28 protein-coding genes and 1 tRNA gene are annotated in these 26710 nt (G+C 68.6%); 10 read left to right on the top strand and 19 right to left on the bottom strand.

The features are described from left to right. Positions 1 to 15: 15 nt before the first annotated feature. Positions 16 to 924 (bottom strand): acetyl-CoA carboxylase, carboxyltransferase subunit beta, encoded by a 909-nt coding sequence (gene accD, locus BW981_RS13960; RefSeq protein ID WP_076440162.1) that lies wholly within the window; start codon positions 922 to 924, stop codon positions 16 to 18. A 103-nt stretch (positions 925 to 1027) separates the two neighbouring features. Then, positions 1028 to 1885 carry a tryptophan synthase subunit alpha gene (gene trpA, locus BW981_RS13955; protein ID WP_076440160.1) on the bottom strand — a complete coding sequence of 286 codons (858 nt, stop codon included), beginning with the start codon at positions 1883 to 1885 and terminating at the stop codon, positions 1028 to 1030. Positions 1886 to 2008: 123 nt separating this feature from the next. On the opposite strand from trpA, the gene hrpB reads away from it, so the two are divergent. Further along, positions 2009 to 4513: an ATP-dependent helicase HrpB gene (hrpB, locus tag BW981_RS13950; RefSeq protein ID WP_076440158.1), complete on the top strand. Its 2505-nt coding sequence runs from the start codon at positions 2009 to 2011 to the stop codon at positions 4511 to 4513. Positions 4514 to 4633: 120 nt separating this feature from the next. On the opposite strand, the gene BW981_RS13945 is transcribed toward hrpB, so the two are convergent. The 3 genes from BW981_RS13945 to aroA all read right to left on the bottom strand — a co-directional run bounded on the left by BW981_RS13945 (position 4634) and on the right by aroA (position 7554). After that, positions 4634 to 5437, bottom strand: a complete 804-nt coding sequence (locus tag BW981_RS13945; protein WP_076440156.1) for a DUF1194 domain-containing protein — start codon at positions 5435 to 5437, stop codon at positions 4634 to 4636. A 123-nt stretch (positions 5438 to 5560) separates the two neighbouring features. Further along, positions 5561 to 6214 (bottom strand): (d)CMP kinase, encoded by a 654-nt coding sequence (cmk, locus tag BW981_RS13940; protein ID WP_076440154.1) that lies wholly within the window; start codon positions 6212 to 6214, stop codon positions 5561 to 5563. Continuing rightward, complete coding sequence (gene aroA / locus BW981_RS13935) at positions 6211 to 7554, bottom strand: 3-phosphoshikimate 1-carboxyvinyltransferase (RefSeq protein WP_076440152.1); 1344 nt, start codon at positions 7552 to 7554, stop codon at positions 6211 to 6213. Before aroA ends, cmk begins: the two co-directional genes overlap by 4 nt. Positions 7555 to 7816: 262 nt before the next feature. Between aroA and BW981_RS13930 the strand changes: the two genes are divergently transcribed. From BW981_RS13930 to BW981_RS13900, 7 genes are all read left to right on the top strand, one after another. Next, the gene (locus tag BW981_RS13930) at positions 7817 to 8218 is read left to right on the top strand and encodes a TIGR02300 family protein (protein WP_076440325.1); all 402 of its coding nucleotides are present in this window, start codon (positions 7817 to 7819) and stop codon (positions 8216 to 8218) included. Between the two features lie 164 nt (positions 8219 to 8382). After that, positions 8383 to 8458 (top strand) — tRNA-Ala (locus BW981_RS13925). A 187-nt stretch (positions 8459 to 8645) separates the two neighbouring features. Then, positions 8646 to 8924: a hypothetical protein gene (locus tag BW981_RS13920; RefSeq protein ID WP_076440150.1), complete on the top strand. Its 279-nt coding sequence runs from the start codon at positions 8646 to 8648 to the stop codon at positions 8922 to 8924. Between the two features lie 134 nt (positions 8925 to 9058). After that, positions 9059 to 9466, top strand: coding sequence for a VOC family protein (locus tag BW981_RS13915; protein WP_076440323.1), 408 nt, complete (start codon positions 9059 to 9061; stop codon positions 9464 to 9466). A 139-nt stretch (positions 9467 to 9605) separates the two neighbouring features. Next, positions 9606 to 10055: a hypothetical protein gene (locus BW981_RS13910; protein ID WP_076440148.1), complete on the top strand. Its 450-nt coding sequence runs from the start codon at positions 9606 to 9608 to the stop codon at positions 10053 to 10055. A gap of 124 nt (positions 10056 to 10179) precedes the next feature. After that, positions 10180 to 11148 (top strand): MraY family glycosyltransferase, encoded by a 969-nt coding sequence (locus BW981_RS13905; RefSeq protein WP_244560331.1) that lies wholly within the window; start codon positions 10180 to 10182, stop codon positions 11146 to 11148. Beyond that, positions 11141 to 12070, top strand: a complete 930-nt coding sequence (locus BW981_RS13900; RefSeq protein WP_076440144.1) for an NAD-dependent epimerase/dehydratase family protein — start codon at positions 11141 to 11143, stop codon at positions 12068 to 12070. The genes BW981_RS13905 and BW981_RS13900 overlap by 8 nt, the downstream gene beginning before the upstream one ends. Here BW981_RS13900 and BW981_RS13895 read toward each other — a convergent pair. From BW981_RS13895 to BW981_RS13885, 3 genes are all read right to left on the bottom strand, one after another. Beyond that, entirely contained in the window at positions 11994 to 13958 is a 1965-nt protein-coding gene (locus tag BW981_RS13895; RefSeq protein ID WP_139333761.1) for a nucleoside-diphosphate sugar epimerase/dehydratase, read from the bottom strand. The two genes, BW981_RS13900 and BW981_RS13895, sit on opposite strands and share 77 nt — an antisense overlap. A gap of 64 nt (positions 13959 to 14022) precedes the next feature. Further along, on the bottom strand, positions 14023 to 14616 hold the full coding sequence (locus BW981_RS13890) for a TetR/AcrR family transcriptional regulator (RefSeq protein WP_076440142.1): 594 nt from the start codon (positions 14614 to 14616) through the stop codon (positions 14023 to 14025). Positions 14617 to 14772: 156 nt separating this feature from the next. Continuing rightward, positions 14773 to 16248, bottom strand: coding sequence for a cobyric acid synthase (locus BW981_RS13885; protein ID WP_076440140.1), 1476 nt, complete (start codon positions 16246 to 16248; stop codon positions 14773 to 14775). A gap of 346 nt (positions 16249 to 16594) precedes the next feature. Here BW981_RS13885 and BW981_RS13880 point away from each other — a divergent pair, with 346 nt between their 5' ends. Further along, entirely contained in the window at positions 16595 to 17743 is a 1149-nt protein-coding gene (locus BW981_RS13880; protein WP_076440138.1) for an aminotransferase, read from the top strand. 25 nt (positions 17744 to 17768) lie between these two features. On the opposite strand, the gene BW981_RS13875 is transcribed toward BW981_RS13880, so the two are convergent. The 7 genes from BW981_RS13875 to BW981_RS13845 form a co-directional block, all read right to left on the bottom strand. Beyond that, positions 17769 to 19139 carry a hypothetical protein gene (locus BW981_RS13875; RefSeq protein ID WP_076440135.1) on the bottom strand — a complete coding sequence of 457 codons (1371 nt, stop codon included), beginning with the start codon at positions 19137 to 19139 and terminating at the stop codon, positions 17769 to 17771. A 105-nt stretch (positions 19140 to 19244) separates the two neighbouring features. Beyond that, positions 19245 to 19595 (bottom strand): RidA family protein, encoded by a 351-nt coding sequence (locus BW981_RS13870; RefSeq protein WP_076440133.1) that lies wholly within the window; start codon positions 19593 to 19595, stop codon positions 19245 to 19247. A gap of 67 nt (positions 19596 to 19662) precedes the next feature. Continuing rightward, positions 19663 to 20082, bottom strand: a complete 420-nt coding sequence (locus BW981_RS13865; RefSeq protein WP_244560325.1) for a YqaA family protein — start codon at positions 20080 to 20082, stop codon at positions 19663 to 19665. Between the two features lie 39 nt (positions 20083 to 20121). Continuing rightward, positions 20122 to 21102, bottom strand: a complete 981-nt coding sequence (gene coaA / locus BW981_RS13860) for a type I pantothenate kinase (RefSeq protein ID WP_076440319.1) — start codon at positions 21100 to 21102, stop codon at positions 20122 to 20124. Positions 21103 to 21196: 94 nt separating this feature from the next. Beyond that, on the bottom strand, positions 21197 to 21517 hold the full coding sequence (locus BW981_RS13855; protein WP_175624129.1) for a phosphoribosyl-ATP diphosphatase: 321 nt from the start codon (positions 21515 to 21517) through the stop codon (positions 21197 to 21199). Next, positions 21514 to 22278, bottom strand: coding sequence for an imidazole glycerol phosphate synthase subunit HisF (hisF, locus tag BW981_RS13850; protein WP_076440127.1), 765 nt, complete (start codon positions 22276 to 22278; stop codon positions 21514 to 21516). Before hisF ends, BW981_RS13855 begins: the two co-directional genes overlap by 4 nt. Positions 22279 to 22347: 69 nt before the next feature. Beyond that, a complete protein-coding gene (locus BW981_RS13845) occupies positions 22348 to 23238 on the bottom strand; it encodes a hypothetical protein (RefSeq protein ID WP_076440125.1) in 891 nt (296 codons plus the stop codon). Between the two features lie 131 nt (positions 23239 to 23369). Between BW981_RS13845 and BW981_RS13840 the strand changes: the two genes are divergently transcribed. Further along, on the top strand, positions 23370 to 24110 hold the full coding sequence (locus tag BW981_RS13840; RefSeq protein ID WP_076440123.1) for a carbonic anhydrase: 741 nt from the start codon (positions 23370 to 23372) through the stop codon (positions 24108 to 24110). A 21-nt stretch (positions 24111 to 24131) separates the two neighbouring features. On the opposite strand, the gene hisA is transcribed toward BW981_RS13840, so the two are convergent. The 4 genes from hisA to hisB are packed head-to-tail and all read right to left on the bottom strand — an operon-like array spanning position 24132 to position 26583. After that, positions 24132 to 24866, bottom strand: a complete 735-nt coding sequence (gene hisA / locus BW981_RS13835; protein ID WP_139333767.1) for a 1-(5-phosphoribosyl)-5-[(5-phosphoribosylamino)methylideneamino]imidazole-4-carboxamide isomerase — start codon at positions 24864 to 24866, stop codon at positions 24132 to 24134. Then, positions 24854 to 25510, bottom strand: a complete 657-nt coding sequence (gene hisH / locus BW981_RS13830; RefSeq protein WP_076440119.1) for an imidazole glycerol phosphate synthase subunit HisH — start codon at positions 25508 to 25510, stop codon at positions 24854 to 24856. Before hisH ends, hisA begins: the two co-directional genes overlap by 13 nt. Further along, complete coding sequence (locus BW981_RS13825) at positions 25507 to 25995, bottom strand: DUF2628 domain-containing protein (protein WP_076440117.1); 489 nt, start codon at positions 25993 to 25995, stop codon at positions 25507 to 25509. The genes hisH and BW981_RS13825 overlap by 4 nt, the downstream gene beginning before the upstream one ends. Beyond that, on the bottom strand, positions 25996 to 26583 hold the full coding sequence (gene hisB / locus BW981_RS13820; protein WP_076440115.1) for an imidazoleglycerol-phosphate dehydratase HisB: 588 nt from the start codon (positions 26581 to 26583) through the stop codon (positions 25996 to 25998). It lies immediately after the preceding gene. Positions 26584 to 26710: the final 127 nt, after the last annotated feature.

Below are 26710 nucleotides of genomic sequence, written 5' to 3'. Positions count from 1 at the left end.
TCCGGGACCGGTCGATCAGACCGTCTCAGTGACGGGCTGCGGCGGGGCGGCGGGAGCCGTGACCTCGGCTGGCAGGGCCGGCTGCTTCGTCAGCAGGCGGCCGAGGCGCGCCAGCGTTTCCGGGATGTCGCGGCGATGCACGACCATGTCGACCATGCCGTGATCCTTGAGGTACTCCGCCCGCTGGAAGCCGTCGGGCAGCTTCTCGCGGATCGTCTGCTCGATCACGCGCGGGCCGGCGAAGCCGATCAGCGCGCCGGGCTCGGCGATATGGATGTCGCCCAGCATGGCGTAGGAGGCGGTGACGCCGCCGGTCGTCGGATTGGTCAGGACCACGAAATAGGGCAGGCCGGCTGCTCGCAGGCGCCGCACGGCGACAGTGGTGCGCGGCAGCTGCATCAGCGAGAGGATGCCCTCCTGCATGCGGGCACCGCCCGAGGCGGCGAAGACGACATAGGGCGTCTTCTTTTCCAACGCGGTCTCGGCACCCTTGATGAAGGCCTCACCGGCCGCCATGCCGAGCGAGCCGCCCATGAAGTGGAAATCCTGCGCGGCGACGGTCATGGCGAGGCCCTTGACCCGGCCATAGCCGACCTTGAAGGCGTCCTGCGCGCCGGTCTTGGCGCGGGCGTCCTTCAGCCGGTCGAGATAGCGCTTCTCGTCGCGGAACTTCAGCGGATCGACCGGCGCCTCGGGCAGCGCGACATCCACCCATTTGCCCTCGTCGAAGGTCAGGCGCAGCCGCTCCGGCGCGGTGACGCGCATATGGTGCTCGGAGCCGGGGATGACATAGGCATTGGCCTCGACGTCCTTGTGGAAGACCATCTGCCCGGAATCCGGGCACTTGATCCAGAGATTCTCCGGGCTCTCGCGCTTGAACAGCGTCTTGATGCGCGGGCGGACGACTTCGGAAATCCAGTTCATCGGGTCTGATGTCCCTGACGGTTGCGGCGCCGTTCGGCGCCGTCATGCAGGAGATGGGCCGTGCCGCCGCCTTTAGCCAGGCGGCGCGGTCCCGTGGGAAGCTTCAGGCGGCCTTGCGGCCCTGGCGAACGCCGCCCGCCAGTTCCTCGACCAGCGAGGTGACAGCCGAAACGGTCTTTTCCGTGGCCTTGCCCTCGGCATCGAGCGAAAGCCGCACGCGCTCGACCAGCGCCGAGCCGACGACGACGCCGTCCGCGCTCTTGGCGATGGTCGCGGCGTCGGCCGCCGTCTTGACGCCGAAGCCGACCGCGACCGGCAGTTCGGTGTGGCGCTTGATCCGGGTCACGGCCTCGCCGACCGCGCCGTAATCGGCGATGGCGCCGCCGGTCACGCCGGTGACCGAGACGTAATAGACGAAGCCGGAGGTGTTCTGCAGCACCTTGGGCAGGCGCTTGTCATCGGTGGTCGGCGTCGCCAGCCGGATGAAGCTGATGCCGGCTTCCAGCGCCGGGATGCAGAGTTCGGCATCCTCTTCCGGCGGCAGGTCGACGACGATGAGACCGTCCACCCCGCAGCGGCGCGCATCCTTCAGGAAGCGTTCGACGCCATAGACATAGATCGGGTTGTAGTAGCCCATCAGCACGATCGGCGTGTCGTGGCCGGCCTTGCGGAAGTCATCGACCATGGCGAGCGTCTTCTTCAGCGTCTGGCCGGCCTTCAACGCCCGCTGACCGGCGAGCTGCACCGGGATGCCGTCCGCCATCGGATCGGTGAAGGGCACGCCGAGCTCGATCAGGTCGGCGCCGGCGCCGGGCAGGGCGGCGAGGATCGCGCTCGATGTCGCCAGATCGGGATCGCCCGCCGTGACGAAGGTCACCAGCGCGGCGCGGCCCTCGCGGGCACAGGCCTCGAAGCGGCTGCGGATGCGGCTCTGGCCGGTCTCGGTGGTGTGGTCTGTCATGCGCCTGCGGTTAGCATGGCGCGCGCGAACTTGCGAGAGGCTAGCTGGCGCGGCACTGGTCGGCGCCTGGCGTGCGCGGGAGCGGCTTGCGATGTGCCGCCGCCTGCGCCACATCGCCAGGCGATGCGCGCTTTCGACACGCCCCTTCCGATCGATGCCGTGCTCGGCGAGCTGGCGGCGAGCCTGCGCGCCCGGCCGAACGCCGTCCTGGTTGCTCCGCCCGGCGCAGGCAAGACGACGCGCGTGCCTCTGGCTCTGCTGGACGAGCCTTGGGTTCAAGCCGGCAAGCTGATCGTGCTGGAGCCGCGCCGGCTCGCGGCGCGCGGCGCGGCCGCCCGGATGGCGCAGACGCTCGGTGAACGCGTTGGAGAGACGGTCGGCCTGCGCGTGCGGCTCGGCTCGAAGATCGGGCCGCGGACGCGCATCGAGGTCGTGACCGAGGGCGTCTTCGCGAGGATGATCCTCGACGATCCTTCGCTCGAAGGCGTCGCGGCCGTGCTCTTCGACGAGTTCCATGAGCGCTCGCTCGATGCCGATTTCGGGCTCGCGCTGGCTCTCGACGCGCAGGGCGGCCTGCGCGAGGATCTGCGGATCCTCGTGATGTCGGCAACGCTGGACGGGGCGCGCATCGCCACGTTGCTCGGCGAGGCGCCGGTCATCCAGAGCGAAGGCCGCGCCTTCCCGATCGAGACGCGCCATCGCGGCCGCGACCCGCTGAAGCGGATCGAGGATCAGGTCGTCGAGACGATCCTGCTGGCGCTGAACGAACAGCCCGGCTCGCAGCTCGTCTTTCTGCCCGGACAGGGCGAGATCCGCCGCGTCGAGGAGCGTCTGCGCGAGAAACTGCGCGATCCGTCGGTCGAGATCGCCCCGCTCTATGGCGCGCTCGACCAGCGCGATCAGGACCGCGCCGTACTCCCGGCACCGGCCGGGCAACGCAAGGTCGTGCTCGCCTCCGCCATCGCCGAGACCTCGCTGACCATCGAGGGCGTGCGGGTGGTGATCGATTCGGGGCTGGCCCGCGTGCCCGTCTATGAGCCCGATATCGGCATCACCCGGCTGGAGACCCGCCGCGTCAGCCGTGCTGCCGCCGACCAGCGCCGTGGTCGCGCCGGCCGGACCGAACCGGGCATCTGCTACCGCCTGTGGGAGGAGGCTGCCACCGGCGCGCTGGAGGCCTTCGCCCGGCCGGAAATCCTCTCGGCCGATCTCGCGCCCCTGCTGCTCGACTGTGCGGTCTGGGGCGTCGCCGACCCGGCAAGCCTCGCCTTCCTCGACCCGCCGCCGGCGCCCGCCCTCAAGGAAGCGCGCTCTTTGCTCGCCGCCATCGGAGCCCTTGGCGAGGATGGTCGCATCACCCCGCAAGGCAGAGCGCTGCAGGCCCTGCCCCTGCCGCCACGGCTGGCGCGGATGGTCCTGGCCGCGGCCCGCTTCGGGCAAGCCGGAGTCGCGGCCGATCTTGCCGCCTTGCTCGTCGAGCGGGGGCTGGGCGGCGATGCCATCGATCTCGCCGAGCGGCTGGACCGTTTCGGGCGGGAGCGTGGCGGCCGGGCCGGTGACATGCGCCGCCTTGCCGAAGGCTGGGCCAGCACGGCCGGGCGGCGGGCGAAAGCTGAGCCGGGCGCCGCGGCAGGCGTGCCGTCCGTCGGTTTGTTGCTGGCCTGCGCCTATCCCGACCGCGTCGCCAAAGCCCGGACGCCGGGCTCCGGCCAGTACCTTCTCGCCAATGGCCGCGGCGCGGTGCTGGAGGCGGCGGAGCGTCTGGCGCGCGAGCCCTATATCGTCGTCGCCGAGATGACCGGCTCCGCCCAGCAGGCCCGGATCGTGGCGGCTGCCGCGATCGCCGAATCGGAGATCGCGGCACTCGTCGCGGCGGGTCTGGCGCCTTTCGCCATCTCCGAGCGTGAGGAGGCGAGCTTCGACCGGCAGGCGCGCGCGCTGCGCGTGCGCGCCGTGCGCCGTTACGGCGCGCTGTCCCTGGCCGAACGGCCTTTGCCCGTCTCGGCCACGCAGGAGAATGCCGACGCTCTGGCGAGGGGCATCGCCGCTCTTGGCATCGGGCTCCTTCCCTGGACGAAAGGTCAGGACCAGCTGCGCGAGCGCGTCGTCTTCCTGCGCAGGGCCGAGCCGGAGGCCGGCTGGCCCGACCTGACGGATGAAGGACTGGCCGCAGAGCCCGAATTGTGGCTGGCGCCGCATATCCCGGGCCGCGCCTCGCTGGCTGCGATTCAGCCGGGCGATCTCGATTCGGCGCTGGCCGCCCTTCTGCCCTGGGACATGAAGCGCAGGCTCGATGCCGAGGCTCCGACGCATTTCACCGCCCCGACCGGCTCCTCGCTGGCCGTGGATTACGCGGCCGAGGCCGGCCCGACCATCTCGATTCGTGTGCAGGAGCTCTATGGGTTGGCGACCCATCCCGCGCTGGCGGGTGGTCGCGTGCCGCTGGTGCTGGAGCTGCTCTCGCCGGGACACAAGCCCGTCCAGATCACCCGCGACCTGCCGGGCTTCTGGCGCGGTTCCTGGGCGGCGGTGAAATCCGAGATGAAGGGCCGCTACCCCCGCCACCTGTGGCCGGATGATCCGGCGGCGGCCGTGCCGACGACGCGGGCAAAGCCGCGGGGGACGTAGTTCGGAGGCGTCATTCTCGGGCGGAGCGCAGCGCAGAACCGAGAATCTCAGGATCATGGGCTCTGGTTTCCGTCATGCCCGGGTCAAGCCCGGGCATGACGGCTGGTCCCGCCGCAGCGTTCAATTCCCCATCCGCTCGCGCCATTGCCGCTCGCCGGCGAGGCAGCTCGCGGGCGTGCCGGCCTGCGCCTTCTGCACCATCGCTTCGGGAGGCGCCTCTGCGATCTCGCGCACCAGCTTGGTCCGCGTCGCATCGACGAACTGGTTCTTCTCGCGGATCGGGATGACGAAGGCGCCGATGCCCGTCACCACGCAGTCCTTGTAGTAGATGTCGAGATTCTCGATGTCGAAATAGCCGGCCTGCTTCAGCATCACCGGCAGCCCGTTGATGGCGATGCCCTTCGCGCCCGCCTCGTCGCGCGCGGCGGTGACCGGCCGCCCGTCATTGTTGGCGCCGTCGCCGGAGATGTCGATGACGCGCCTTGCAGCCGTGACGTTGGCCTCGTCCAGCAGCTTCACTCCGAGATCGATCGCGGCCGAAATCGAGGTGCGCCGGCCGCGCCGGGTCGGCGCCTCGCCCAGCTCCTCGGCGAAAGCGTTGGCTGCGGCGGGGCCGTCGATGATCTTCCAGGGTCGCACGATGTATTGAAAGCCGCCGCCCGCCCATTCGACATAGGTGACAGCGATCTTGCCGAGCGCGCCCTTGCCGATCGCATCCTGAAGTTCCTTCGAGCGGAAGGCCTCGATATAGCCGTTGCGCTGCAAGGCGAGCTCGTCGAGATCCATCGAATAGGAGATGTCGACGGCCAGGACCAGCGCGACATCGACCTCCTCGGGCGGCCCTGCCGTCTGGGCCAAAGCGGCGGGGGCGCTCCACAGCGCTGCAGCCGCCAGACATGAGAGACCGAACAGCCGCCGCCGCATCGCCACCTCCGCATCCCCTGCGGAAGCGAGTGTGCGCCGGCTCTGCAGCGTCGCCAAGCATCAAAAGCCGGCTTTGCATGCCTTCCCGGATCGCAATTGCGCGAGCACCCGGATGTCGGCCGCTCAGGCGGCGCGCCGGCTCTCGACGATGCGGATCGCAGCTGCCAGCACCTCGTCGATCCCGAGCGCCGAGGTGTCGAGCAGGATGGCATCCTCGGCCGCCTTGAGCGGGGCATCGCTGCGGCCGGAATCGCGGGCATCGCGCCTGCGGATATCCGCAAGGATGGCGTCCTGGGTCACGGCTTCGCCGCGCCCCGTCAGTTCCTTGTAGCGCCGCGCCGCGCGCACTTCCGGCGTTGCCGTGACGAAGAGCTTGGCGGTGGCGTCGGGGCAGATCACCGTGCCGATGTCGCGCCCGTCCAGCACCGCGCCGCCCGGCTGGGCGGCGAAGCGCCTCTGACGCTCGAGCAGCCCTGCCCTCACCGCCGGCATCGCGGCGACGACGGAGGCCGCCTCGCCGATCTCGCGCCCCCGCAGGCGCTCCTCCGGAAAGGCGTCCTGGTCGAAGCTGGCGACGATCCCGGTTGCGGCCTGCGCATCATCGATGTCGTGGCCCGCATCCAGCATCGCCCGCGCCACCATGCGGTAGAGCAGCCCCGTGTCGAGGCAGGGCAGGCCGTAATGCGCCGCGAGCCGGCGCGCGAGCGTGCCCTTGCCGGAGGCGGCCGGGCCGTCGACGGCGATGACGAGGGCGCCTCGCGCCGCGCCGCCGCTCATCCGATGCGGCCTCCGAGCCCGTTCATCAGTGCAACGAAGCTCGGGAAGCTGGTGGCGATCATGGCGCCGTCATCGACCACGACCGGATTCTGCGTCGCGAGCCCCATTACGAGGAAGCTCATCGCGATGCGATGGTCGAGATGTGTCGCGATCGGTCCACCGCCGCGGACCGGGCCCCCGCCCGATCCTTCCACGATCAGGTCGTCGCCATCGATCGCGCAGGTGACGCCGGCCGCGCGCAGGCCCGCCTCGACGGCTGCCAGGCGATCGGATTCCTTGACTCGCAGCTCCTGCAGGCCGCGCATCCGGGTCGTTCCGGTGGCGAAGGAGGCCGCCACCGCCAGCACCGGATATTCGTCGATCATCGAGGGCGCCCGCTCGGGCGGCACCGTCACCCCCTTGAGCCGGGAGCCGCGCACGCGCAAGTCTGCGACCGTCTCGCCGCCCTCGTTCGCCTCGCGCTCGATGGTGATGTCCGCGCCCATCTCGATCAGCGTGGTCAGCAGGCCCGACCGCAGCGGATTGGTCATCACGCTTTCGAGCAGGATGTCCGAACCCGGAACGATCGCGCCCGCGACCAGGGGAAATGCGGCCGAGGACGGATCGGCCGGTACCACGATCGGCGCTGCCACCAGTTCCGGCTGGCCCCTGAGCACGATCTTGCGGCCATGCGTGCCCTCCGGCGTCACCGTCACCTCGGCGCCGAAATGCGTCAGCATCTTCTCGGTGTGGTCGCGCGTCGCTTCCGCCTCGATCACCGTCGTCTCGCCCGGTGCGGCAAGGCCCGCGAGCAGCACCGCGGACTTGATCTGCGCGGAGGCGACCGGCGGGCGATAGACGATCGGCACGGCCTCCTTCGGCCCGCGCAGGGTGATCGGCACGCGGCCGCCTTCCTGCTGCGAGACGACCACCGTGCCCATCTGCTCCAGCGGATCGAGGATGCGCCGCATCGGCCGCTTGCGCAGCGAGGCGTCGCCATCGAAGGTGGTGGTGATCGGATGCGAGCCGCAGACGCCCATCATCAGGCGCGAACCGGTGCCGGCATTGCCGAAGTCCAGCACACCGGAAGGCTCGCGCAAGCCCCCGACGCCGACGCCCTGCACCCGCCAGGCGCCCGGCCCGTCATGATGCACGATCGCGCCGAGCTGCCGCGCGGCCTGCGCCGTGCGCATCACATCCTCGCCCTCCAGCAGTCCGGTGACCGTCGTCTCGCCGATGGCCAGCAGCCCGAAGATCATCGCCCGGTGCGAGATCGACTTGTCGCCGGGCACGCGCACGCGGCCGGTCAGGGGGCCACCGGCGCGCGCCGTGACGGGAATGGGATCGTGATCGTGGGACATCGGCCGTGCTGCGCTCTGGGAGGCTCGTCGATAAGGAAGGGGACCGGCGCTGCCGGAGCAAGGAGCCGGATCGCCACCCCGCGCCCCGCAGGACGCGCGGCGATCTAGCATGCCCGTGCGTGGCCTGCCAAATGGGCCTGAACCATGTCGCCCCTTGCGGTGTGCGCCGCGCCGTCGCAAATGAGGATTTGACAGCGCCGTCCGCCACGACTAACGGACGCGCCTGCTTTTCAGATACATGATGGTTGAAGGGTCCGACGCAGTGGCGAAACCGGAACTCGGAACGAAGCGCGTTTGCCCGGTCACGGGTCGCAAGTTCTATGATTTGAACAAAGACCCCGTGGTCTCGCCCTATACGGGCCAGTCCTATCCTCTCTCGATGTTCGAGCCGCAGGCCAAGGCCGCTGCCGTGGCCGCGCCCAAGGCGACTGAGGAAGAGGATGAGGTCGAGGTCGCCGATGAGGCCGTCGAGCTCGTCTCGCTTGAGGATGCGGATGCCGAGGCGACCGAGAAGGAAGCCGTCGTCACCAGCGAGGACGACATCGAGGTCGAGGACGAGATCGACGCCGAGGACGACGACACCTTCCTGGAAGAGGACGAGGAAGGTGACGATGACGTCTCCGACCTGATCGACGGCGAGATCGAGGGCGACGAGGACAACTGATCCTCGCCTTCCGAAAAAAAGATGACGGCGAGGCGACAATAGCCGCTTGTGTCTTCATCCCGGGCCGCCTATAGAGCGCTGCGTCGCCGAGAGGCGGCCCGGACTTCAACCGCCGAGGCGGTCGATACGGATCAACGATCGAATCCCAACCGATCGTTGCGCGTGGGGCCATAGCTCAGTTGGGAGAGCGCTTGAATGGCATTCAAGAGGTCGGCGGTTCGATTCCGCCTGGCTCCACCAAATTTCTCTTCCATGACACGGACTGCGGGTGTTCGGAGTGCTGCCGCTGAGCGGCGCCGACTGCCACCGCAGCAGCGCTCGCGGCACTGCTTCAGTGAGCCGCGCCAAAAAAGTCACGCCGCGCCACAGCCGATACCGGCGGCTGAAGGCTGCCTTTCGAGCAGGACTTCGCAGACAGGAAGCTGCAATGGCTAAACGCACGAAATCCAAGCCACTCGATACTGATTTTACGATGTTCGATGTCGTCTACGAGGACGGGTCGAGGACGTCGAATCGCAGGGTACCAACGTCGTTGCTCGGTGGGTTGGATGGTGACGAGCCGGCACGCGATGCCATCTCCGAGCAGGACCGGCTGATTTCGGAAAGGTCTGGCAAGCCGCCGCTCGCGATCGCCACGCTCCGTCGGTCGACCAAGTCCGCGTCGGAGCCTGCCAATGACGAGAAGAAGAAGCGGAACTCGAAATAACGCTTTCAGCCAGTGGATGAAGCGTAAGCGCCATGGCGGCTGTCTTCGCGGGCGCAAGGAGTTGACCAGCATCAATCCGTTCCGGCGGAAAGTCTCTAGCGTTGCATCGAGACAAGCCCACGGACGAGCTGGCGATGATCGATCATATCGGGATCCATCCTTCCTCCATGGAGACCTCGCGCAGGTTCTATGGTGCCGCCCTCAAGGCTCTGGCGATCGTCGAGGTGATGGAAGTCAGGCCCGAAGAGACCGGCGGCTATCATGGGATCGGCTATGGCGCCGGCAGCAAGCCGTTCTTCTGGCTCTCCAGCGACAGCCGGAGCGCGAGGCCGGACGTTTCAGGCAGCGCAGGTCTCCACATCGCCTTTGCGGCCGAAAGCCGGACTGCGGTCGACGCCTTCTACGCCGCTGCCATTGCCCAAGGCGGCCGCGATAACGGGCCGCCCGGGCTGAGGCCGCATTATCATCCGGCCTATTACGCGGCCTTCGTGCTCGACCCGGACGGCGTCAATGTCGAGGCGGTCTGCCACAAGCCGGACTGAGGCGAGCGCCCGGCAGCCTTGCCGATGGCGCCTCGCCTTCAGCGACGGAATTCGGCGGCGCTGCCTCGCCGTCCTTGGGATCGAAATCGCTTTTCGTGGGTTGATGCTGCAGCGCCGCAGAGGCGCAAGGAGTGAAGCCATGCTGAATTTCAAGCAAATCTCATTGTCCCTCGCCGCCGTCGCCATGCTCTCGACCCCGGCCCTCGCGCAGCCCAAGACGCTCGGCCCCTCGACCGGCACGGTGCGGATCGAGCAGGTGCAGGCGGGCTTCATCGCCTCCGGCGAGGCCGGCGGCGGCACGCTGCGCTACCGCGGCAAGGCCTATCCGATCACGGTCGGCGGCCTCGGCTTCGGCACCATAGGCGCGTCGCGAACCGTCGCATCGGGCACGGTTTACGGGCTTCGTCGGGTATCCGATTTTGCCGGCCCCTATGTGCAGCTCAAGGAAGGTTGGGCTGTCGGCCGGGCCGGGCGCGGCTCGGTCTGGCTCCAGAACGACAAGGGCGTGACCCTGCGTCTCACCACCCGCCGTCAGGGCCTGCAGCTCTCGCTCGGCGCCGACGGCGTCCTGATCGGCTTCAGGCAGTAAGCCACCGCCGAGGGAAGGGCGATAGGCTCTAGGATTTTCGGCCGTGCGCAGTATGGTGCGGCCCATCTTGACCGACGCCATCCTTCCCCTCGCCATTGCTGTCGCCGCCGCATTCGCGGCGGCGATGCTCTGCGTGCTGCTCCGCCCGCTGCTGCTGCGCTATGCGCTGGCACGACCGAATGCGCGCTCGAGCCACAAGACCCCGACGCCGCAGGGTGGCGGCATCGCCGTTCTTGCAGGCGCCTTCCTCGCTCTTTTGTCGGCGCTCCTGCTCGATCCGCTCGAAGCCGAGGCGATGCGGGCCTTGCTCGTCGTCGCGGCGGGCGCTGCGGCCCTGGCCGTTGTCGGCGCCTGGGATGACATCCGCCCCTTGCCGGCGAGCCTGCGGCTCCTGCTCCAGGCCGCCTGCGTCGGCTTTGTCCTGACGCAGGCCGCGCCGCAGCTGAGGCTGTTCCCTGAAATCCTGCCGCTTCCTGCCGAGCGCGGGCTGGCGCTGTTGGCCGGCATCTGGTTCGTCAACCTCGTCAACTTCATCGACGGGCTCGACTGGATCACGGTGGCGGCCTTCGTGCCGTTCTCCGGCCTGCTGGCGCTATGCGGAGCAACCGGCATCGTCGATCCGGCAACAGGCTGGCTCGCGGCCGCCCTGCTGGGCGGGCTTGTCGGCTTCGCTCCCTTCAACAAGCCGGTGGCCCGGCTCTTCCTCGGCGATGTCGGCTCGCTGCCGCTGGGCCTGCTCGGCGCCTATCTTTTGTATCGCCTCGCGGGAACCGGGGCGTTCGCCGCGGCGGTCATCCTGCCGCTCTACTCGATCGCCGATGCGACGCTCACGCTGCTGCGGCGCCTGCTGCGCGGCGAGAAGGTCTGGGAGGCGCATCGCTCGCATTTTTACCAGCAGGCGACGGTGAACGGATTTAGCGTTCCCGGCGTCGTCGGGCGGGTCGCGGCGCTGAATCTCGTCCTCGCCGGGCTTGCCGCCGTCACGATCGCGAATCCCGAGGCTCCGGTGCAGCTGGCCTGCCTGATTCTTGCCGTTCTGCTGACCGGCCTGCTTCTCCGCCACTTCGCAACGCCCCGGAAGGCCGATGGCTGAACCGCGCATCCTGGTGACGGGCGCGACGGGCTTCGTCGGTCCGCATGTCGTGACCGCGCTGACGCAATCCGGCTATCGGCTGAGGCTGGCGCTGCGTCGGCCCGGCCCGGCGCGGGCCGATGTCGAGACGGTGGTCGTCGGCGACATGGCGGGCCCAATCGACTGGGCGCCGGCGCTGCTTGATGTCGATCATGTCGTGCATATGGCTGGGCTTGCTCATGCCGGGCCCGGGCTCGACGAGGCGCTCTATCGCCGCATCAACACGGATGCGACGCGCGAACTCGCTCGAGCGGCGCAGGAGGCGGGCATCCGCCGTTTCGTCTATCTGTCCTCGGTCAAGGCCTTGACCGGCGCCTTCGACGGCCCGCCTCTCGCCGAGGACGCGGTTCCCGCGCCGGACGACGCCTACGGCCGCTCCAAGCTCGCGGCGGAGCAGGGGCTCGCGGCGCTCGATCTCGACTGGGTGGCATTGCGGCCGGTCCTGATCTACGGGCCGGGCGTGAAGGCCAACATGGCCGCGTTGCTGCGGCTGGCGCGCCTGCCGCTGCCGCTGCCGTTCGGCGGGCTGCAGGCGCCGCGCTCGCTGCTGGCGGTCGAGAACCTCGCCAGCGCCATCCTCTTTGCTCTGGGCGAGGACTGCCCGCCCCGACGATGCTGCCTCGTTGCCGATCCCGAGCCGATCAGCGTCGCCGGGATGATCGCGGCGCTGCGTGCCGGGCTCGGCCGTGGTCCCGGCCTCATGCCGGTGCCGGCCCATTGGCTGCGGGGGCTGGCCCGGCGGGCGGGCCGTGAGGAGACCTTCGTCAAACTGGCGGGCAGCCTCGTTGCCCGGCCGCAGCGGCTGCTCAGCGCAGGCTGGCGACCGCCGGTGGAGACCGAAGCTGCGCTGGCGCGTCTGGCGGCGTCTGCTCGCGCCGGCTGAAATCCGGAATCGCCTCGACCAGCACAACGTCCGCGGCCGCGCGGTCGCCGCGATGCAGCGCCACTTCAAGCCGGGAAAGCCAGCTCTGAATCCGTGGGCGATCGGCGAAGCTCGGCTTGGCGGCCATCACGCCGTCGAGCCCGGTTTCCGCCATCGGCTCGTCGCGCGCGAACAGGATTTCGTTGAGGCGCTCGCCGGGCCTGACGCCCGTGACGACGATCTCGATATCCTCTCCGGGTTCGTAGCCGGCGAGCCGGATCATCCGCTCCGCCAGGTCCATGATCTTCACGGGCTGGCCCATCTTGAGGACGTAGACGGCGGCGCGTTCGGCATCGGGGCCCAGCGTCTGCGTGTGGGAGGCTGCGGTCAGCACGAGGTCGCAGGCCTCGCGGATCGTCATGAAATAACGGATCATCTCGGGGCTGGTCACGGTGATCGGCCCGCCGCGCGCGATCTGCGCCTTGAACTTCGGCACGACCGAGCCTGCCGAGCCCAGCACGTTCCCGAACCGCACGGCCACCAGGCGCATGGCCGAGGCCGAGCCGACGAACTCCGCGTCGCGCGACTGTGCGTAGATTTCGGCGAAGCGCTTTGTCGCCCCCAGCATCGAGACCGGCTCGATCGCCTTGTCGGTCGAGATCAGCACGAAGGTCCTGGCGCCGGCGGCGACGGCGGCGTCGGTGACGTTCACCGAGCCGAAGATATTGGTCTTGATGCCTTCGCTCCAGTCCGCTTCCAGATAGGGGACATGCTTCAGCGCGGCGGCGTGGATGACGATGTCGGGGCGGAACCCGGCGAAGAGCGGCATGATCCGGTCGCGGTCGCGGACATCGGCAAGCGCGCCTGACACCACGGTCCCGTCCGCCACGACGGAGAGCTGCTCGGTGATCTGGAACAGAGCAGGTTCGGAGCTTTCGACGACCAAAATCTCGCTGGCACCGAACGCGGCGCAACGCAGGCAGATCTCCGAGCCGATCGAGCCGCCGCCGCCCGTGACGATCACGCGCTTGCCTTTCAGGAAGCTGCCGAGCCGCTGCCGATCGATCGTCACCGTCGAGCGCACGAGCAGATCCTCGATCTCCAGCGGCGCGACATCGGTGTCGCGGGTGCCTTCGCCAGGCGATTCGATGCGCGAGATCGGCAGCGCGAGCTTCCGGGTCTGCTTCAGCCATTTGTCCGGCTGTGCCTCCGGCAGCAGCGCCGACGGCGTCGCGACGATGCGGCGATAGTCCTCGCCGCGGATGGCCGCCTCGCCGGCGACGCGCTCGATGTCCGAGAGCAGGCCGAGCACCGGAACGCCCCGGATCGACTGGCCGAGATCGTCGGCGCGGGGAGACAGGATGCCGGCCGGGCGCAGCCGGCGCATGGTGCCGGCCTCCATGGCGCGGATCACCATCTCGACCTCGACGCTGCGGCCGAGCAGAAGGGCAGGCAGCGCCGCGCCGCGCTCCGCCTGGTTCCGCGAGCGAGCGTATTTGAAGTAGCGATAAGCCAGGCGCGGGCCGCCGAGCAGCGCGATCTGGACGAGCCAGTACAGCGCGATCGAGATCTTGCCGAAGTAGAAATTGCCGTAGAGTTCAGGGGAAACCAGCACATAGTCGATGGCCAGCAGGCTGATGGTCAGGACCGAGACCGCCTTGACGATGTTGGAGAGGTCGGGAAGCGACGCAAAGCGCCATTTCGACCGGTAGAGCGAGAAGAACCAGTACACCAGCCCGGCATAGACCACGAAGAAGGGCAGGAAGCGGGGCAGATAGCGCAGATGCTCGTCGAGCAGCCGGCCCTCGAACCGGATCACGAAGACGAGCCAGATCGCGAGCGCCGTCACCACGAGATCGTGGAGGATGACGAGGAGCTTCTTCAGGTTTTGTTTGGGCAGGACGGCCATGTCAGGCGGGGTATCCCGCTCCCTCGATGCCTTGTCAACGCGCGGGCCGGCCGGCCGTTCATGCTCAGGCCGGCTGCGACTGCAGCGCGCTGAGCACGAAAGTGATCATCTCGTCCGAGGAAGGGCCGGGGAAGCACTCGCACTGGCTGATCAGGAGCGGATGCATGAAGCGGATCATCGCGACGCGGATACAACCGGTCGCATGGGCCGGATCGATCTCCCGGAACTCGCCGCGGGCGATGCCGTCGGCCACGACGCGGCGCAGCACGGTGTCGAAGCGCTCGATATGGGCGATGATCGCATCCCAGCTCTCCTCCATCGCGGCGCAGACCATCTCCTGCATCTTGGCATGGCCGGCGAAGCGGGCGGCGTTGAGGCGAAAACAGGTCGCCAGCATCTCGCGCAGGCGCTCGGCGGCGGGCCGGTCCTGCTCGGCGATCGCGATGAGCGCCTCTTCCTGCTCGCGCTTGTAGCGGTCCAGAACGGCCTCGTTGATCGACTTCTTGGAATCGAAGAAGCGGTAGACGTTGGCAGGGCTCATCCGCAGCGACTTGGCGATATCCGCCACGGTCGTCTTCTGATAGCCGATGTCGCGGAAAAAGCGCTCTGCGGTATCGACGATGGTCTGCCGGGTGTCGCGTTCGATCTGGCTCACGATAGGCCGCTGCTCTGCCTGCTAACGAGGGGTGAAGAAATCGGTATGACGAATTTCATCATTCGTCAACATTATGGCAGATCAAAGGATTTTGCCACGGAAAGAAACAATCCAATCTCCCAATGGTCGCCGCTGCAGGGGGCAGCCCGCAAAGTCGGCTCAAGGCGATGACCGGATTTGCGCCAGAGCAAGCAGCGCGTCGATATCGAGATGTTCGGCCAGATGGGCGGCCAGCGCATCCAGGGTTTCTTCGACGCTCTCTTCATAACGGGCGCCGCTGCCTTCCCGGCCGTTCAGTCTCCGCAACCACGCCGCGCGGATCGCATCCGAGGCCAGCACCCCGTGGAGATAGCTCCCTGCGACGCGTCCGTCGCGGCTCGCCGCCCCTTCCGGGCGTCCGCCGACGGTAAAGGGGGCTCGTTCGGTATCCGGGCCTTCGGTGCGGCCGAGATGAATCTCATAGGCGCGGCCGCGGCTTGCGCTCGCGGGATGGCCGACCTCGACCTCGCGCACCGTTTTGTCGCGGTCGAGCACGGTCTCGACGTCGAGCAGGCCGAGTCCCTCCGCCTCTCCCGGGGGGCCTTCGAGACCCAGCGGATCGCGCACCGCCCGCCCCAGCATCTGGTAGCCGCCGCAAAGGCCGAGAACATGGCCGCCGCGGCGGCGATGGGCGAGGATGTCGATGTCCCAGCCCTCATGGCGCAGCGCGGCGAGGCTGCGCAGCGTCGTCTTCGAGCCCGGCAGGATGACGAGGTCGGCGTCGCCCGGAAGCGCCTTCCCGCTCTCGGCCAGAACGAGATCCACGTCGGGCTCCAGCTTCAGCGGATCGAGATCGTCGAAATTGGCGATTCCCGGCAGGACCGGCACGGCGATCTTGAGGCGCGCTCCCGGCTTGCGCTCACAGCGCATGTCGAGCCCGTCCTCCGCCGGGAGCCGGCTTGCGCCGGGAAACCAGGGGACGATGCCGAGGCAGGGCCAACCGGTGGCGGCCGAGATCGTCTCGACCCCCGGCCGGAACAGCTCAACCGCCCCTCTGAAGCGGTTGACGGCGAAGCCGCGGATCATCGCGCGATCCTCCGCGTCGAGCACGGCATGTGTGCCGACGAGGCTGGCGATCACCCCGCCGCGGTCGATGTCGCCGATCAGCACGGCCGGCACGCCGGCCGCGCAGGCGAAGCCGAGATTGGCGATGTCTCGCGCCCGCAGATTGGTCTCGGCCGGCGAGCCGGCGCCTTCAACGAGCACGAGATCAGCATCGCGCCCGAGCCGCTCGAAGCTCTCCAGCACCGCCGGCAGCCAGTCGCCGCGGCGGCCAAAATCGCGCGAGCCGAGCCGCCCGGCGACGCGGCCCTGCAGGATGACCTGGCTGCCCTGCTCGCCCTCGGGTTTCAGCAGGACGGGGTTCATGTCGGGATGCGGCGTGATTCGGGCCGCCCGCGCCTGCAGCGCCTGGGCGCGCCCGATCTCGCCCTGCGCCGTCGCCGCGGCATTGTTCGACATGTTCTGCGGCTTGAACGGCCTGACCTTCAGCCCGCGATCGGCGAAGAGGCGGCAAAGCCCGGCGACGATCAGCGACTTGCCGACATTCGAGCCGGTGCCGAGGATCATCAGGGCAGGAGGTGCGGGGCGGGACATCGGCCCTGCTTAGGACATCGTTCTCGAAAGAGGAATGCGCTGTCCCACCAGCCGTGAGCGGGAGGTTCTTCTTCAGGCAGGGCGGCTGGGAGGAGTGCGCTGGGGGCGCTTGGCAGACCCCTGACATGGTTTGCCGGCCCACCGCGACAACCTGCTGCGCCAAAGGGGCGAAGTCGCATCAGGTCGTCGCCGAGGACCGGCAAACCGAATAGATACTGACCTCTGACGAATGTCAACATTCATCATTCGGCATTTTGCGGAGCTGCCCGGCAAGCCGATGGGGATGCCAAGCGGAGACGCGGCATGCTAAAGCCGGCTCCCTGAACCGCCCGCTTGCGACACCGTGATGAACCCGATCTTCTCCGCTCTTCCAACCAGCGTCTTCGAGGTCATGTCCCAGCTCGCGCGCGAGACCGGCGCGATCAATCTCGGCCAGGGCTTTCCGGACGATCCCGGCCCCGAGGATGTCCGGCGCAAGGCGGCCGATGCGGTCATCAACGGGTGGAACCAGTATCCTCCGATGATGGGTCTGCCCGAGCTGCGCCAGGCTGTGGCGAGCCACTACAAGCGCTGGCAGGGGCTCGATCTGGACGCCGACCGCGAGATCATGATCACCTCGGGCGCGACGGAGGCCATCGCGGGCGCGCTGATGGCGCTTGTCGCGCCCGGCGACGAGGTCGTGCTGTTCGAACCGATGTACGACGCCTATGTGCCGCTGGTGCGGCGTGCCGGCGGTATTCCGAAATTCGTCACGCTGACGCCGCCGCATTTCGGCCTGACGGAGGAGGCGCTCGCGAAGGCCTTCTCGCCGAAGACGCGCGTGGTGCTGTTCAACAATCCGCTGAACCCGACCGCGACCGTCTTCAGTGCCGCCGATCTCGACCTGCTCGCGGATTTCTGCGTGCGCCATGACGCTATCGCGGTCTGCGACGAGGTCTGGGAGCATGTCGTCTTCGACGGGCATCGCCATGTGCCGGTGCTCGGCCGGCCGGACATGCGCGAGCGCACGGTGAAGATCTCCTCGGCCGGAAAGATCTTCTCGCTGACGGGCTGGAAAGTCGGCTTCGTGATGGCCGCGCCCGCGATCATGCGCGTCCTGGCCAAGGCGCATCAGTACATCACCTTCACCACGCCGCCGAACCTCCAGTCCGCCGTCGCCTATGGGCTCGGCAAGGATGACGGCTATTTCGACGGCATGCGCGCCGATTTCCAGCGCTCGCGCGACCGTTTCACCGCCGGGTTGCAGAATCTCGGCTTCTCCGTCCTGCCCTCGGCCGGCACCTATTTCCTCAATGTCGACATTGCCGGATTGGGGGAGGCCGACGATGTCGACTTCTGCCGGCGCCTCGTAATCGAAAACGGCGTCGCGGCCATTCCGGTCAGCGCCTTCTATGCCGAGGGGGCGGTCAAGACGGTGGTCCGCTTCTGCTTTGCCAAGCGCGACGAGACGCTGGATGGGGCGCTGGAACGGCTGGCAGCGCGCAAGCCCCGCTGAGGCGCACCGCGCCCCTGCTGCGCCATCAGCCGTCGACCAGCCGCTGCGCGATCGCTCCGGCCTCTGCGAGCCGAGCCTGGAAATCCGCCGTCACGCGCGGATCGACCTGGCGGGCGGCCTCCGCCGCCTCGACAAGCTGGCTCAACGCCCGTTGCGCCAGGTCCCGGTTCTTCGTCCGCCGTGCGAGCTGCAGCATCGCATCCGCCTGATTGGCGCGGCTGCGCGCCCAGTCCAGCGGAACGCGATCGCGCCGGCGCTCCTCCAGGGCCTGGGAAAAAGCGGTGATCGCCTCCTCCAGCACGACGGGTTCGCTGTAGCGGTCCCCCATCGAGGCGAGCACGCCGCCCATCTGGTCTTGCAACTCCGCCCAGCGCAGTGGTTCGCGGCTGCGGTCGATCGCATTTGAGACGCGGTTGAGGCCGTTGAAGGCGCGTTCCAGCAGTGCCAGGTCGATCCGCCGCTTGCCCAGCGTGGCGCGCGCGCGCGAGATCATGTGCTCGGCCTCGAGCCAGCGCGGCTCATCATCCTGCCGCTGCCAGCTGGAGAGCAGGCCGGCATAGCTCGCGATCGCCTCCTCGAGCAGGTTGTCGTCCTTCTGCACGATCCCCAGCGTGGCGGCGAGCCGCCCGAAGCGCAGTTTCAAGGTGCGCCACAGAGCCGGAACCTCCTCCGGCCGAAGGTATTCCAGCCCTGCCCGGCTATGCTGCAGGGCCTGCTCGCGCAGCTTGCCTTCGCCCGTGAGCTTGAAAAGGCCTTCGAGCGCTGCGGCGACCGCGTCCTGCGCGGTGGCATAGGCCACGGTGTCTGAAAGGGAGCTGAGCTGCTCCAGAAGGCGGCGCAATGCGGCGACGGCCCCGTCATAGCCCTCCCGGCCGCCGAAATCCTCGCTGATGCGGGCGAGCGACCGGGCCTGATCGAAGGCAGCCGCCCGGCTGCGCTGGGTGTCCACCCGCCCGATCAGGGCCGAGGCCTCGCCATAGCGTGCGGCGGCTTCCTGGTAGGCCTCGGGTCTGGTGCGCAGGAAGCTGAGCGCCGCGCGGTCTGCCCTGTTCTCGGCGATGAGCAGGCGTCGCTCCGGAGGCAGCACCGAAAGATCGGTCGCGCCGTCGATGGCGCGCAGTTCGGCATGGGCGAGCGCCTTGTCGGCTTCGGCGAGTCGACCGGCGGCGAGTGCGGCCGCCGCCGCGTTCCGGAACTGCAGGATTTCGGCCGGCTCGACGGGCAGCGACAAGCGCGCGACGAGGCCCGAGAAATCCGCGCATTTGCGCTCGAGCAGGGGCTCGGTCAGCCCCTGGGGCCCGGCCTCGCGGATCCGATCCGCCATCATGGCGGCGAGCGCGACCGGCGGCACGTCGCAGCGGCCGGCGACGCGGGCGAGCAGCGGTACGATATCCACCGGCTGGCTGATCGAAACCTCCCGCTCTGGGACCGAGCGACGGGACCGAGATGCAGGGCTCGGCCGGGGGCGGTGCCCCGGCCTGCCCGTATCGGGGGCCGGGCGTTACTTCGCCGCTATGACGGCGATCTCGACGGTGAACTGCGGCGCGGCCAGCTTGGCCTCGACCGTGGCCCGGCCCGGCGTGGCGCCGGCGACGACCCACTTGTCCCAGACCGCGTTCATCTCGGCGAAGGTCGACATGTCGGCAAGCCAGATATTGACCATCAGGAGCTTCGACTTGTCGGTGCCGGCCTCGGCCAGCAGCCCGTCGATGATGGTCAGGATGTCCTGCGTCTGCTCGCCGACGCTCTTGCCCGCGGCCTTGTCCGCGACCTGGCCGGCCAGATAGACCGTGTCGCCGTGGACGACAGCCTTCGACATGCGCGGGCCGGGCTGGATACGCTGAATGCTCATCTCGAATCTCCTTGCAGGACGCTCCGCTGGTACCGCGCTGCGGACGGGCGCGCAAACGTTAATCGCGTCAGCCCACCGTCGCCCAGCCCGCCCAGAGTGCGCCGTAGCGCGCCGCCTTGCCGATCAGCACCAGGAGGGCGAAGGGCAGGAGCGGAAAGCGCAGCGTCCCGGCCACGAAGGTCAGCGGATCGCCGACGATCGGCACCCAGGCGAAGAGCAGCGAAGGCCAGCCGAAGCGGGTGAAGAGCGCCTGTGCACGGGCGAATTGCGCAGGGTCCGGCCTGATGCGCCGAGGAAGCCGCTCGACACCGTGGCGCGCGATCAGCAGGCCGAGCCACCAGTTCAGGATCGAGCCGGCCGCGTTGGCGAGGCTGGCGACGAGAAACAGCGCGACGGGATCGGCGATGCGGGCTGCCAGCAGGCCGACGAAGACCGCTTCGGACTGCGCCGGAAGCAGCGTCGCCGCGACGAACGCGGCTGTGGCCATCAGGCCGAGGGAGGACAGCCCGTCCATCGTCCTGCGGCGCTAGAGCCGCCGCAACGCGACCTGCTGGATGCGGTGGCTCGCGCCCTTGGTCAGGATCAGGCTGGCGCGCTGGCGCGTCGGCAGGATGTTTTCCTGCAGATTGGGCAGGTTGATGCCGGTCCAGAGCTTTTCCGCGATGCCGAGCGCATCGTCCTCCGCGATCTCGGCATATTTGCGGAAGAACGAGCGCGGGTCGCGGAAGGCCGTCTGGCGCAGCGTCATGAAGCGGTTGACGTACCAGCGATGCAGGTCGTTCTCGTCGGCGTCGAGGTAGACCGAGAAGTCGAAGTAATCCGAGACGAAGGGGATGACGGTGCCGTCCTTCGGCATCCGGCTTGGCTGGAGAACGTTGAGCCCTTCCAAGATGAGGATGTCGGGCCGCTCGACGGTCACCGTCTCGCCCGGCACGACGTCGTAGACGAGGTGGGAATAGACCGGCGCGCTGACCTGTGGCTTGCCGGCCTTGATGTCGGAGAGAAAGCGCAGGATCGCCGAGCCGTCATAGCTCTCGGGGAAGCCCTTGCGCTGCATCAGGCCGCGCTTCTCGAGTTCGGCATTGGGCATGAGGAAGCCGTCCGTGGTGACGAGTTCCACCTTCGGCGTGTTCGGCCAGCGCGAGAGCAGCGCCTTCAGCACGCGCGCGGTGGTCGATTTGCCGACTGCGACCGAGCCCGCGACGCCGATGATATAGGGAACCTTGACCTCGGATTCCGCGATCAGGAAGCGCTGTGTCGCCTTGAACAGCCCCTGCGTCGCCGCGACGTAGAGCGAGAGCAGGCGCGACAGCGGCAGATAGATCGCGACGATCTCGTCGAGCGAGATCGGATCGTTGATCGATTGCAGCTTCGTGAGATCTTCCGCGGACAGGGTGAGCGGCTGATCGGCGCGCAAATGCGCCCATTCGTCCCGCGAAAAGATCCGATAGGGCGAGATCAGGTCGCGCTCCGGCGGCGTCGAGATCGGGCGCGGGTCCGGGATCATGCCATGGTCCGAGTGTGTGCCTTGGTCCATGACGCGGCCCGCCATCCAGGATTCGAGATTCAAGGGGGAACCGTCCTCGGGGCTTCGACGCGCCTCAGCCGGGCCTGGAGGCTTTTTCGGCCAGACCTGACCTCATGGTGCGGCCCTCAAGCTGGCTCATCACGTCCTGCAATGCAACATTGCGGGCCCTGAGCATGACCAAAAGATGATAGAGCACGTCCGCGCTCTCGGCGATCAGCTCGGCCCGGTCGCCCTTCACCGCTGCGATCACGGCCTCGACCGCCTCCTCCCCGAATTTCTTGGCGGCCCGCTCGGGGCCGGCCGCCAGCAGCTTGGCGGTCCAGGATTCCTCGGGCGAGGCGGCGGCCCGCTCCGCGACGCGTGCTTCGAGATCGGCGAGGGTGAAGGTCATCACGCCAGCCTCATCCGGAGGCCCGCTTCCGCCATATGCGCCTTGGCCTGGGCGATCGTGTAGGTGCCGAAATGGAAGATCGAGGCAGCCAGCACGGCCGAGGCATGGCCCTGCGCCACGCCTGCAACCAGATCGTCGAGGTCGCCCACGCCGCCCGAGGCAATCACCGGCACGGACACCGCGTCCGCGATCGCCCGCGTCAGGCCGAGGTCGTAGCCGGACTTGGTGCCGTCCTTGTCCATCGAGGTGACCAGCAATTCGCCCGCGCCCAGGGAGACGACCTCGCGTGCGAAGGCGGTAGCCTCGAGGCCGGTCGCATTGCGCCCGCCATGGGTGAAGATCTCCCAGCGGCCGGTCGTCACCTGCTTGGCGTCGATGGCGACGGTGATGCACTGCGCGCCGAATTTCTCGGCCGCTTCCTTGACGAACTGGCGGTTGGTCACGGCGGCGGTGTTGATCGAGACCTTGTCGGCGCCCGCAAGCAGGAGCGCGCGGATATCCTCGACCTTGCGCACGCCGCCGCCGACGGTGAGCGGCATGAAACAGGCTTCGGCTGTGCGTGTCACCACGTCGAGCAGGATGCCGCGATCCTCGTGGCTGGCCGTGATGTCGAGGAAGCAGAGCTCGTCCGCCCCAGCCGCGTCATAGGCCTTGGCGGCCTCCACCGGGTCGCCGGCATCGACGAGATCGAGGAACTTGACGCCTTTGACGACGCGGCCGTCCTTGACGTCGAGGCAGGGGATGATGCGAGTCTTCAGGGTCATGGCGGCTCGGCCGTGCGAGGGATCGGGCAAGCCTATGCCGCATTTCGCCTCGTCCGTCATCTTCGTCCGTCATGCTGGGCCGCGTTCCGCCTCCGCTGCGCGGCGCCCGGTCTCGCCCACCCCGCGCCAGAACAGCCTGAACCAGGCTTCGCTTTCGGCGAGGAAGCGAGGCGACAGCAGCACGCGCCCGCCGGCCCGGTCCTGCCGCAGCAGGCCTTGCGCCTCGGCGCGGTTGACGATGTTGCGGATATGCGAGTGGGAGATGCCGAGCTGGTCGGCCATCCGACGTGCGGCAAGTGGGAACCAGCGCGCCTCGCGTTGATCGGGTAGCGCGAAATGCACCTGCAGCAGCATCAGCGCGATACGGTCGCCGCAATCGAAGGCGTCGAACCAGGCCCAGGCGCCATCACCGGCCATGGCGGCGCGGGTATCGGCGAGCAGGCCCCGAGCATGGGCGAGGTAGAGCTGCAGCCAGGTATCGTCCGCCTCCAGCCGCGCCGCCAGCCCCGGAGCCGCCAGCCCCATGGTCTCGGCACAGCGCGCGTGGTGCGAGAGCCACTGCCGCAATCCGGAAAAAAGCGGCGCCGCCGGCATGAGCCAAGCCGAGCGCCGATCGCCCGGGACCGGCTCCCGCACGACATAGCCCGCCAGCCGCAGCAGGCCGAAGAAGGCGGCGATCGTGCGCGGACTGCCCATCTCGCGCTGGACCGCCGCGAGTGTCGGCCGGGGTCCGAGCCCATGCAGCGCCTCGCAATGCATCACCAGCGTGAGCCCGGCCGCGTGCGACTGGAGCGCGCGGCCGAAGACCTTGTTCACGAGTTTCTCGGTGACATGCATGCGCAGGATGGAGCTGGCGCAGAGGGCGATGGCGTGGCGATAGGCGTCGTCGCCGGCTCCTGCCCTGTCGGAGCTCGGGACATCATCCCGTTCCGCCAAATGCAGCGGCTGCGCTTCACTCACGATTCACGCCTTTTCGCTTCTGGAGCAATCGATGCAGCCTTTGGACTTGGCCCCGCATCGGCCGAGCCTAGCATCGGCCCGGTAACTTCCCTGTGAAGGCCCAAGGGCCGGCACGCTGCAGGACATCAGCCATGTGCGAACTCTGCCTTTCCGGCGCGCATCGAACCGGCGCCCCTCATTCGACCACCCGTCGCTCGCTGCTGAAGGCCGGCGCCGGGCTCGCCTTCTCCGGAGGCCTGCTTGCCGCCGGGGCGGCCGCGGCCCAGCCGGCGCCCGCCCCGGCCGCCATCGGCGGCGACGAGGCGTTGCAGCGGCTGCTCGCCGGTAATGCGCGCTACGTCGCCAACGCGCCGAACGAGCGCGATCTCTCGGCCGGGCGCGTCGCCCGCACCATCTCGCAGCATCCCTTCGCATCCATCGTCAGCTGCGCCGATTCCCGCGTGGCTCCGGAGCTGGCCTTCGACCAGGGGCCGGGCGATCTCTTCGTCGTCCGCGTGGCCGGCAATTTCGTCAACGAGGACGGGCTGGCGAGCCTGGAATATGGTGCGGCGGTGTTGCAGTCCCCGCTCATCCTGGTCCTCGGCCACACGCGCTGCGGCGCGGTCTCCTCGACCATCGACGTGGTGCGCAACGGCACCCAGCTGCCGGGCCATATTCCGTCCCTGATCGAGGCGATCCGCCCCGCCGTGATCGCGGCGCAGAAGGAAAACGCGTCCGACCTGCTCGATGCGGCCACGAAGGCGAATGTCAGGCTGAACGTCGAGCGGCTGAGAACGGCGACGCCGATCCTGTCGCAGCGCGTCGCGGAGAAGAAGCTCACCGTCGCCGGCGGCCTCTACGAGCTCGCCACCGGCAAGGTGACGCTGCTCTGACGGACGGAGCGGCCCGGCGGCTCAGGCCGCCAGACGCTTCAGCGCCGCGGAGGGGTCGAGGCGCCCGTCATACAGTGCCCGTCCGGTGATGGCGCCTTCGAGGATCGCGGCATCGGGCGCGCAAAGCCGCTCGATGTCGTCCATCGAGGCGAGCCCCCCCGAGGCGATGACCGGGATCGAGACGGCCTTCGCCAGCGCGATGGTGCCCTCCCAGTTGATGCCCTGGAGCATGCCGTCGCGGGCGATGTCGGTGTAGATGATCGCGGCCACCCCGGCATCCTCGAAGCGCCGGCCAAGATCGGCGGCTGCGAGCGAGGAGGTTTCCGCCCAGCCCTCGACCGCGACATGGCCGTCGCGGGCGTCGATGCCGACCGCGACCTGTCCCGGAAAGGCCTTCGCCGCCTCGCGCACGAAGTCCGGGTCCCGCACGGCTGCCGTGCCGATGATGACGCGCCGGATGCCCTTCTTGAGCCAGCCGGCGACGGTCTTCATGTCGCGGATGCCGCCGCCGAGCTGCACCGGAAACGCGACTTGGCTCAGGATCGCTTCGACGGCCACCGCATTCATCGGCTTGCCGGCGAAGGCGCCGTCGAGATCGACGACATGGAGCCACTCGAAGCCCTGGGCCTCGAAGGCGGCGGCCTGCGCCGCGGGGTCGTCGTTGAAGACGGTCGCCTGGTCCATATCGCCCTGTTTCAGGCGCACGCACTGGCCGTTCTTGAGGTCGATCGCGGGAAAGAGGATCACGGCTGCCAGCCCAGGAAATTGGCGATAAGCTTCAGGCCGAGTGTCTGGCTCTTCTCGGGGTGGAACTGAGTGCCCGCGATGTTGCCATGCGCGACCATGGCCGTGACCGGCCCACCATGGTCGGTCAGCGCCACCACATCCTGCGCCCGTTCCGGCACCAGCGCATAGGAATGCACGAAATAGGCATGCAGCCCCTGCGGCCCGGTCTCGATGCCGGCGAGCAGCGGGTGCTCCTCCTGCTTGTGCAGCGTGTTCCAGCCCATATGCGGGATCTTGAGGCTGTCGTCCGCGGGCTCGATCAGCGTGACGTCGCCGGGAATCCAGCCCAGCCCCTCCGTGACCCGGTATTCCAGCCCGCGCGAGGCCAGAAGTTGCATGCCGACGCAGATGCCGAGGAAGGGCCGGCCCTTGCCACGCACCACCTCTTCCAGCGTCTCGACCATGCCCGGCACGGCGTCGAGCCCCGCCCGGCAATCGGCGAAGGCGCCCACGCCCGGCAGCACGATCCGGTCGGCGTGGCGCACGATGCCGGTGTCGCTCGTGACATGGATCGCCGAGGGAATCCCGGCCTCGGTGGCCGCGCGCTCGAAGGCCTTGGCGGCGGAATGCAGGTTGCCGGAGCCGTAGTCGATGATGGCGACGGACTGGCTCATCGGCCCCGTGCCTCCGGGAAGAGGCCGATGATCGGCAGCGGCCCGCTTGGCCGGGACATTGCGCTCGTCGGCGCCGGCTGGGGAAGCGGCAGCGCCGGCTGCTCCGACAGCGCACGCTCGAACCAGCGCCGCTCAGCGTCCGCCAGATCGCGTGCCTCGACGACGTCGGCGAGCTGCCAGCCCTGGCGCACCAGCTTGCGCACGACAAGGTTACGGCCTTCGAGGCCGAGGAAAAGCGCGACCATCCAGTAGAGCAGGCTCAGCGCGCTGTCATGGAAGCCGAAGCGGCCATGGACGAACCAGACCGCGCCCCAGAAAAGAACGAACAGCAGCGTCGCCAGCCACAGCCGCCGGCCGAGCAGCCACAGCCCCGTCAGCAGGAAGGCGCCCCAGCTGAAGCTGTCCGGGATCACCCGCGCCTGCTCGACGGCCTCCCGCAGGCCGGTCTCGGCCGCGGGCGGCGTCATCACGGTGTAGAACGCCATCTAGAGCGCGCCCTTGGTCGAGGGAACGCGGCCGCCCTCGCGCGGGTCGACCTCGAGCGCCTGCCGCAGCGCCCGCGCCAGCCCCTTGAAGCAGCTTTCGGCGATGTGGTGGGCGTTGTCGCCATACAGCGTCTCGACATGCAGGGTGATGCCGGCATTCATCGCGAAGGCCTGGAAGAACTCGCGCACCAGCTCGGTGTCGAAACTGCCGATCTTCTGCGCCTTGAACTCGGTGCGGAAGACGAGGAAGGGCCGGCCCGAGACATCGACGGCGACGCGGGTCAGCGTCTCGTCCATCGGCAGGTGGATGTCGGCATAGCGGCGGATGCCCTTCTTGTCGCCGAGCGCCTGCCTCACAGCCTCGCCGAGCGCGATCCCGGTGTCCTCGACCGAGTGGTGGTCGTCGATCTGCGTGTCGCCCTTCACCGTGACGGTGAGGTCGATCAGCGAATGGCGCGCGAACAGGTCGAGCATATGGTCAAAGAAGCCGACGCCCGAGGCGATCTCGGCCTTGCCGGTGCCGTCGAGATGGAGCGAGACCGCGATATTGGTCTCGTTGGTGCGGCGCTTCACTTCGCCCGAACGCATGCTGGCCTCTTCAGGGCTGTCGGAGAACGGCCCGCTTTAGCAGGGGAGGCCGAGGAAGGCCACTGGGATGGGAGGCTCCGGCCACGCCGTCGTGCCGGGTCGGCGCCGGGCGCCGCCCGAGAATGAC

It is taken from the genome of Allobosea sp. TND4EK4 (assembly GCF_900156025.1).
Taxonomy (GTDB): domain Bacteria; phylum Pseudomonadota; class Alphaproteobacteria; order Rhizobiales; family Beijerinckiaceae; genus Allobosea.
Note: the sequence above shows the minus strand (reverse complement) of the source record. Positions and strands in the feature narration are given on the sequence as shown.